The sequence below is a fragment of the Streptosporangium sp. NPDC006013 genome (assembly GCF_040614275.1).
In the GTDB taxonomy this organism is placed as follows: Bacteria; Actinomycetota; Actinomycetes; order Streptosporangiales; family Streptosporangiaceae; genus Streptosporangium.
In genome coordinates this window covers 1-8,127 of sequence record NZ_JBEXUE010000449.1, presented here as the reverse complement: position 1 = coordinate 8,127, position 8,127 = coordinate 1, and the positions used below count along the sequence as shown (strand labels likewise).

The 8,127-nt window shown below is 68.7% G+C and carries 9 protein-coding genes; 4 read left to right on the top strand and 5 right to left on the bottom strand.

Annotated features, from left to right (window positions below; genetic code table 11):
* The coding region (locus ABZ260_RS41135; protein WP_355628552.1) for a hypothetical protein at positions 1 to 197 on the bottom strand (197 nt) is incomplete at its 3' end.
* A gap of 238 nt (positions 198 to 435) precedes the next feature.
* Positions 436 to 1,281, bottom strand: a complete 846-nt coding sequence (locus ABZ260_RS41130; RefSeq protein WP_355628549.1) for a helix-turn-helix transcriptional regulator — start codon at positions 1,279 to 1,281, stop codon at positions 436 to 438.
* A 133-nt stretch (positions 1,282 to 1,414) separates the two neighbouring features.
* On the opposite strand from ABZ260_RS41130, the gene ABZ260_RS41125 reads away from it, so the two are divergent.
* Entirely contained in the window at positions 1,415 to 1,675 is a 261-nt protein-coding gene (locus ABZ260_RS41125; RefSeq protein WP_355628547.1) for an Atu4866 domain-containing protein, read from the top strand.
* A gap of 128 nt (positions 1,676 to 1,803) precedes the next feature.
* On the opposite strand, the gene ABZ260_RS41120 is transcribed toward ABZ260_RS41125, so the two are convergent.
* Together ABZ260_RS41120 and ABZ260_RS41115 are read right to left on the bottom strand one after the other, a co-directional pair.
* Positions 1,804 to 2,961 carry a cytochrome P450 gene (locus ABZ260_RS41120; RefSeq protein WP_355628544.1) on the bottom strand — a complete coding sequence of 386 codons (1,158 nt, stop codon included), beginning with the start codon at positions 2,959 to 2,961 and terminating at the stop codon, positions 1,804 to 1,806.
* A gap of 90 nt (positions 2,962 to 3,051) precedes the next feature.
* On the bottom strand, positions 3,052 to 4,515 hold the full coding sequence (locus ABZ260_RS41115; RefSeq protein ID WP_355628541.1) for an MFS transporter: 1,464 nt from the start codon (positions 4,513 to 4,515) through the stop codon (positions 3,052 to 3,054).
* A 128-nt stretch (positions 4,516 to 4,643) separates the two neighbouring features.
* Between ABZ260_RS41115 and ABZ260_RS41110 the strand changes: the two genes are divergently transcribed.
* The gene (locus ABZ260_RS41110) at positions 4,644 to 5,153 is read left to right on the top strand and encodes a MarR family transcriptional regulator (protein ID WP_355628539.1); all 510 of its coding nucleotides are present in this window, start codon (positions 4,644 to 4,646) and stop codon (positions 5,151 to 5,153) included.
* Positions 5,154 to 5,623: 470 nt separating this feature from the next.
* Here the strand turns inward: ABZ260_RS41110 and ABZ260_RS41105 are convergent, their stop codons facing one another.
* A complete protein-coding gene (locus tag ABZ260_RS41105) occupies positions 5,624 to 6,313 on the bottom strand; it encodes a TetR/AcrR family transcriptional regulator (protein WP_355628536.1) in 690 nt (229 codons plus the stop codon).
* Between the two features lie 83 nt (positions 6,314 to 6,396).
* Between ABZ260_RS41105 and ABZ260_RS41100 the strand changes: the two genes are divergently transcribed.
* Both ABZ260_RS41100 and ABZ260_RS41095 read left to right on the top strand, forming a co-directional pair.
* Complete coding sequence (locus ABZ260_RS41100; RefSeq protein ID WP_355628533.1) at positions 6,397 to 7,575, top strand: FAD-dependent monooxygenase; 1,179 nt, start codon at positions 6,397 to 6,399, stop codon at positions 7,573 to 7,575.
* A 358-nt stretch (positions 7,576 to 7,933) separates the two neighbouring features.
* Positions 7,934 to 8,127 (top strand): hypothetical protein (locus ABZ260_RS41095; RefSeq protein ID WP_355628530.1); only part of this gene is annotated, 194 nt, incomplete at its 3' end.

Genomic DNA, 8,127 nt, shown 5'->3' with positions numbered 1-8,127 from the left:
GCGAGCCGGACGTGGACGAGGACGCCGAGTTTGACGACGAGTCGCTGCCGGGCCCGGTGTCCCTCGCTTCCGAATACGCGGTGCACGAGCAGCAGGACGCCGAGCTGGAGCATCGCGTACGGCAGGCGCGCGGCGAACGCGGGGACGAGGAACCGCCAGGCTCCGGGCGTACCGAGCACGGCGAAGTACGACTTCAACAGATCTCCGTCCAACATCCAGACGGAGACTCCGCCCGGCTCGGGAGCCCACCGGGGGTGGTGGGCTTCGACCGGGGTGATACCGCTCTCGCGGCCGCCGAGCGGTCATTGCATGCGCCCCTGTGGAACGCAACAGCCATCTACCTTATGCCACGAACCGCCCTTCTCCCGCTCGGCCGAGCACCACGTGCCCTCGCCGCCCCCTCCAGGCCGTCTCTTCAGACGAGGTCACGGGCACTCAATCGGCCGAACGGTCCAGGGGCTGTCGCCGGGTGGCGCCTATGCTGCCGAGCAGGGTGAGTGCCTGGGCACTGGGGCTGCCGGGTTCGGCATGGTAGATGATCAGCTGCTGGCCGGGCGCGTCACGCACGTCGAAGGCCTGATAGGTAAGGGTCAGGGGGCCGACGTCCGGGTGCATGAGTTGTTTGGCGTCCCGGGTCTTGCCCCGCACGCTGTGGGCGCTCCACAGGGCCGCGAACTCCCTGCTCTGCCCGGTCAGGGTCCGTACGAGCTCGCGGAGCCGGGGATGCTCGGGGTCGAACCCGGCCGCCTGCCGCAGGTTGGCCACGGTGGCCTGGGCGGCCCAGTTCCAGCGGGTGTAGAAGTGCCGTCCCGCGGGGTCGAGGAAGGCCATCCGGGCGAGGTTGTCGGCGGGCTCGAAGGGCGAGAACAGGGCCTCGGCCAGGGCGTTGGCGGCAAGGATGTCCAGGGTGCGGTTGATGACGAACGCGGGAGTGTTCGAGTAGCCGTCCATCAGCTGGCGCAGTGCGGGATCGACCGTGTCCCGGGTCTGGTCCGGCCGCTCGTTCGGCGCGGTGCCCGCCAGCCGGTACAGGTGCGCGCGGGCGTCGGCGTCCAGGTGCAGGGCACGGCTGAGGGCGTCGAGCACCTGGGGTGAGGGGTGGCGTTCGCGCCCCTGTTCCAGGCGGGTGTAGTAGTCGGCGTTCATACCGGCCAGAACGGCGACCTCCTCGCGGCGCAGTCCGGCGACCCTGCGTACCCCATAAGTCGCCATGCCGACGTCCTTTGGCAGCAGGCCCGAGCGGCGTGCGCGCAGAAAGTCTCCCAGCTCGTTGTCAGCCATACCCCCAGGTTAGACAGGCAGACGGCGGCCTGCCCGGGTGTGTCGCACCCAGGCGGCGAGCGTCCTGGTCGGCGGCCCGCGACCCGCCCAGACTCGGTGACGAAGGACAGATCACTGCGTAAAGGAGAAGACCATGACGAGGACCACCGATGACAGAAAGGTGGATGTGGTCGGCATGTGGGTGACCGCGGACGGCCATATCCGCCAGGAGCTGCGAGCGGACGGCCGGTACGACGAGGCACGCGGTGACCGGCGCAGCGCGTACACGGGCCGGTACACGGTGACCGGCGGTCATCTGGACTACGTCGACGACACCGGATTCACCGCCACGGGCGACATCCGCGACGGCGTGCTCTACCACGAGCACCTCGTGCTGTACCGGGAGCGGGCATGAGGGCATCGGCCAAGGTGGTCGCGATCACGGGGGCGATCGGCCGGCCCGCCGAGGTCGACGTCAACGAGATCGTGATACGCCCGGCCGCCGGCGCCCGGTGACAGCGTCGTGCCGGATCCCGCAGGCCGTCAGCCCCGTAGTCTCACCGGGAGAGCGGTCAAGCGGCTCCCTTGTATGCCGCCGAGGTCGGTCTGCTGGAGTTCGGCGAAGGGCACCGCGAGGCGCGCGTCGGGGAAGTCGGCCCGCAGAACCTCCACGACCGCCCTCAGCTCGAGTTGAGCGAGCTGAGCGCCGGTGCAGTAGTGCGGGCCGGCGCCGAAGGTTAGGTCCGGCCCGATCGACCGGCCGGGGTCGGTGTTGATGCCCTGGATGTCGATGAGCACCGGCGAGCGGCCGGGGAGCCGCACCCCGGCAAGCTCGAGGTCGGCGGAGGTGAACCGCCAGAGGCTGAAGGGTGCCGGCGAGTGCAGGCGCAGCGTCTCCCGGACGAACTCGTCGATCGTGGTCCCCTCCGCTGCGGTGTCTTCTGCGGCAAAGACGCGCGCGAGCAGGAATCCCAATGACGGGTCGGTGGTGAGCTGTCCGGCGTAGAGCAGGGTGAAGAGCAGGTAGTGCAGCTGTGTCTCGGTGATCTCGTCGGGGACCCGATCGCGCAGCTCGACGGCGAGGCCGTCGCGGCCGTCGCTCAGCGCGGCCGCGGCCAATTCCCCGAAGGCTGCCATCGCCATCCCCACCTCCTCGGGATCGTCGCTGTACATGCCCCGGCAGGCCGCGATGGCCTGGCCGACCCGATCGAGCGGGACGCCGAGCACGTCACAGACCATGCTGAGGGGGAAGCGGGTGGTGAAGTCGGCCATCAGATCCACCGTTTCACCGGCGTCTGCGAGCCCGGCGAGCAGCTCGCGGGCGAGCGCCGTGATTCGTTCGGAGTAGTCGCTCATCCGCCGGGCCGTGAAAAGCGGGGAGTGCGCCCGGCGCAGTCGCTCGTGCGCCGGGCCGTCGAAGGTGGTGAGCGACGGTTGTGCGGCGGCGGTTGGTTCGAGACCTGCGATCCGCGGGTCCCAGCCCGCCGGCGCGTAGGCCGGGTCCTTCACGATGCAAGGGTGGACGAGGACCTCCCGGGCGAGCGCGTCGTCGGTGATGATCCACACCGGGCCGCCGGCCGGGGCGTCAGCCCGGACGATGGAACCTGCGGCGCGCAGAGCGGCGCGAGCGGGATGGGGTTCGCCGATTCCGCGAATGGTGACGGCGAACGGGTCGACGGTGACATGGGGCGCGTCGGTCATCAGGGCTCCTGGGAAGCTGTCTGGATCGGGGTGGCACGGACGGTGTCGACCGTGCACAGACGGACGAGAAGCGATGTCACGACCTCGCGGTCACTCATGAGAGGCGTTCGCGCGCCTGGGCAGCAGGAACATGAGTGCGGCGGCGGCGATGTAGCAGGCGATCTGCCAGGGCAGGATCGCGGTGAAGGCGTCGCCGTAGGCGACGAGGCCGGTGCCCCCATCGGCGAACGAGCTTTCCAGCCGGGTGAAGAACACGACCCCGAGTACGGCGACACCGAGCGCGTTGCCGACCTGGCCGACGGTGGTGAGGACACCGCCGGCGGCACCGGCGTCTTTGGCAGGTACGCCGGCCAGAACGACGTTGACCAGGGACGGGGCGGTGAGTCCCAGTCCCAGACCTCCCAGGAACAGCGGCGCGGCGAGTGCCCAGTAAGCGGGTTCGGCGCCGTCGCGGACGATGAGGAGCAGGATGATCTGGGACGCGGCCAGGACCAGCGCGCCCGACACAAGGAGAGCGCGGTGGGCGAACTGGACACCGATGCCGGAGGTGATGATCGAGCCGATGGCGTAGGGCAGGATCACCAGACCGGTTTCAAGCGCGGTGCGTCCAGTGCCCAGTTGGAGGTAGAGCGACAGCAGGAGGAAGAAGGAACCGAGAGCTCCGAAGAACAGCAGGGAAGCGGACAGGCCACCGGCGAAGGCCCGTACCCGGAGGAGGGCGGGATCAAGGATCGGCTGCCCGCCGCGTGCGACCAGATGCCGTTCCCTGATGAGGAACAAGACCACCGCCGGCACCGAGAGCGCCAGGATGAGGAAGCTCCACCAGGGCCGGCCCCAGTCGCGTCCTTGCATGAGGGGCAGGAGCAGGAGCACCACGGCGGCGGAGGCGAGGGCCGCGCCCGGCAGGTCCAGCCGGGCGTTGCCCGGCACACGGGACTCGGGCATGAACCGGGCTCCCACGATCAGCCCGATGATCGCGATCGGAACGTTCACCCAGAAAATCGCCCGCCAGCCCAGCCCGAAGAGGTCGGCTTCGACCAGGACTCCGCCGAGCAGCGGTCCGGCCACCGAGGCCAGGCCGAGCACGGCCCCGTAGGCGCCGAGCGCCTTCGCGCGTGCGCCGGGCTCGAACGAGGCGCGGATGATGCCGAACACCTGCGGGATCATCAGTCCAGCGGCCAGGCCTTGCGCGACCCGCATGCCGATCAGCACACCAGGACTCGGCGCCAGCCCACAGCCGGCCGAGGCCAGCATGAAGGCGGCCAGTCCAAGGAGGAACACGCGGCGGCGTCCGAACTGGTCGCCGATGCGGCCACCGGTGATCAGGCCTGCTCCGGCGGAGAGCGTGTACCCGGCCAGCATCCACTGCAGTGCGGCCTCACCGGCGCCCAGGTCCTCGGCGATCGCCGGGGCCGCAACGCTGACGATCGTGGCATCAAGGAGCTCCATGAAGTCCGCGATGAGGATCACGGCTAGAACGACGAACGCCGCGCGCCCGGACAGGAGGGCGGGAGTCGCCGCGCCACCACCATGGGGGCGGGTGGATGTGGTCATACTGCGCTGTGCTCCTTGGTAAGAGGGCGATGAGATAATGTAGCTGTGTCACACAGTAGCTGCGTCACACAGCCAAAATACATGATTACTGCGCGACGCAGCAATATTGGAAGGAGATAGGTGTCACGATGACGAAGCCGAACCCGGACAGGGAAGCGCTGCTTGCCGAGCTCATCGGCGACGCGGTGCCCCACTGGGCGATCCTGGTCGTGCAGCTCAACAACGTTGTCGCCAACCGATTGGGGGTCATCGACACCGATGTGCAGTGCCTACACGTGCTGGGCCATCACGGCCCCGCCACACCGAGCGTTCTGGCCAAGCAGGTGAATCTCACCACCGGATCGGCCTCACGCATGATCGACCGGCTCGTCGCCGCGGGTTGCGTCCGGCGGGTGGCCGACCCCGACGACCGCAGGCGGGTCCTCATCGAACCCACCCAGGACGGCCTCGACCGAGTCACTGCCGCCTACGCGGGATTGATCGCACGCACCCGGGACGACCTCGGTGCTTTCGACGACGAAGAGCTCAGCGCCGTCCTCCGCTTCATGAGAACGGCCGAGCGCAGCACCGCCGCCGAAATCAACCGACTTCAATCCACGCCCGACGACAAGGAAAGCCCCCCGGGAACTCACGTGTAACCCGTCGATCACCGACCAACCACCTCGAAATCTCGGCAGATCGAAAGGCGACCCTTCGGCAGATCGAAAGCCAGTGTTGCTGTTTCCCCATGCGACAGGGCATCGAATACACGCCACGACGTGCGATGGAGCTGGTCTGTGACGCGCTCCAGGACACTCGTGTCATCATGATCAACGGTGCCCGCCAGGTAGGTAAAAGCACTCTCGCCGAATCCTCAGCCGGATCCCCAACAGCGTCACCCGCTTTCTCGACGACCCCGCCGTCCGCGCGGCCGCGATCGACGACCCCGCCCGCTTCATCGGCGACGGGCTCTCCTGCCTGCCGATCTCCGCATTGTGGACGACGGGCAGTATTTGAACTGGGTTAATCCCGGGTTCCTGTCGCTGAAGAGCTTCCAGCACTGGGGCTCGAAAGTGTTCAGCTCTGTCGTCACCCGTATGCTCCGGACGCTTTCGCCGACTCCTGGGAGCTACTCGTCCAGGTGCGTCCGGGTGGCGGGAGGTTGCTGCACGGCCGTGTAGCGGCGCAGGTCATCGCCAGTGAGCGGAGCCCCGGGAAGGGTGGGCTCCGATCCGGCGCGCAGGCCGCTCAGCATGATCTCCACCACGCGGGCCATGGCTTGTCCGTCGGGCATGTCCGGCGGCGTGTAGACCTGCAGGGTCATCAGCAGGGCGATGTCGCCGGGGCCGATGTCGCCGCGCAGGGTCCCGTCCGCCTGCGCCTGTGCGGTCATCCGCAGGACGACGGCGATCACCCGCTGCCGCATCTCGTGCAGGTCGTGGCCGGTTCGGATTTGCTGGTGCAGGTGCGGCTCGAGCTTCGCCGGCAGTGCACCCAGCCGCAGTTCGGCGCAGGTGCGCAGGAAGCGGCACAGTGCGTGCCAGGCGTCGGGCTCTTCACGCCAGGCGGTCTCCGCCAGGTCAACCAGGCGTAGAAGGCTTTCCTCGCCGACGGCGCGGAGCAGTGCGTCCCGGTCGGGGAAGCGGCGGTACAGCGTGCCGATGCCGACGCCCGCCCGGCGCGCCACCTCCTCCAGGGGAACGTCGCCGCCCTGCTCCAGGAACAGCTTCTGGGCGGCCGCGACGATCAGGTCCCGGTTGCGGCGCGCGTCGGCGCGCAGCCCCGCCGTCTCCTGAGATTTCTTCGTCTCCACTGCCACCTCAACCAGTAATTGGACGGTTTTCCTCCACTTAGGGTACCGTGCATCAAAGTGGAGGAAATTCATCCGTTTAGCGAGGTGTCATGAGCGAGCGCACAGTGCTGATCTCCGGGGCCGGCGTCGGCGGGCCGACCTTGGCCTACTGGCTGGCCCGGTACGGCTTCCGCGTCACCGTCGTCGAACGTGCCCAGGGGTTACGCTCCAGCGGGAACCCGGTGGACGTCAGAGGACGCGCCGTGGACGTCGCCGAACGGATGGGCCTGCTGTCCCGGCTGCGCGAGGCCGCCACCGGCACGACGGGAGTCAGCCTCGTCAACGCCTCGGGCAGGCGGATCGGCCGGATCGACATGCGCGCCATGCAGCAGGCGGGCGAGGTCGAGCTGCCACGCGGCGATCTGGCGTCGATCCTGTACCAGGCAAGCCGCGACCACGCCGAGTTCCTCTTCGACGACTCCATCTCGACCCTCGCTCAGGACGAGCACGGAGTCGAGGTCACCTTCGACCGCGCCGCCCCCCGCCGCTTCGACCTGGTGATCGGGGCCGACGGCCTGCACTCGACGACGCGCCGGCTGGCGTTCGCAGCAGAGAGCGGACTCGTGCACCACATGGGCCTCTACGTCGCCACGACGCCGCTCGGCGGCCGGCCCGGACCCGGCCGGGACGTCCTCATGCACAACACGCCCGGCAAGACGGTCGCCGTCAGCCCCACCCCCAGCGGCGATCTGGCGTTCTTCCTCTACCGCAGCCCGGCCGAACCCGGCTTCGACCACCGCGACACCGAGCAGCACAAGCGGCTGCTGACCCGCGCGTTCGCGGACGTGTCCTGGCGGGCACCCGAACTGCTGGAGCGCGTGCGCACCGCCGAGGACCTCTACTTCGACTCGGTCAGCCAGGTGCGTCTACCCCGCTGGTGGAACGGCCGGGTCGGGCTCCTCGGTGATGCCGCGTCCTGCGTGTCACTGTTCGGAGACGGCTCCACCCTGGCCATGACGGGGGCGTTCACCCTCGCCGAGGAACTGGCCGCCGCCCCGGACGACCTCCAGGCGGCCTTCCGCCGATACGAGATCACGCACCGACGCCTGGTGGATCCCAAGCAGCGCAACCTCGGACAGGCTTCGGCGCTCCTCGTCCCCGCGACACGACGCGGCATCCTGGCGAGGAACCTGGCCATCCGCCTGTGGCCCGCCGTGGCCGTCGCCGCACGGCTGAGGCGTACCCTCAGCAGGCCTCCGGCGGCACCGCGACACCCCCAATCCAAATGATCGACATCGCCTGGCGAATCCCATGATCGTCACCCGCTGACGTGCCCGTTCACCCCTTTGCGCTTACCTGTACCTGGCTCTGCACGCGAACCCGTACGCCGACATTCGCCACACACAACAGCGCCACACGAGCCACAACCAGCCTGCACAGCGCGGCATCAGGACTCCGGAAGCGACGAGATCCCGCCCGACCATGATGATCGGACGGGATCTCGTCACCTACCTTCGGGCTGTTTCGAGAACGGCCCCAGTGACTCTTCGCGCGTGACTTATGTTCCTAACGCTCTACCAGGGGCCTGAGCAGCTCAAACGTTCAGCTACTACAGATAAGAGGGGACGCAGGCCGGGCTGTCATGAGATGCGGCCGCTGATCTTCTCCGCATGGTGGAGGTCACCGGGGTCCCATGCGGAGCCGGCGCGGACGGCCGATCGCAGGGCGGGCCAGGACAGGGCCGCGACGCACACCGCTCTCGGGTTCACCGACGGGTTCACTCACACCGAGATCAAGCTCTCCTCCAGGGGACTGCGCGTCATCGAGGTGAACGCCCGCCT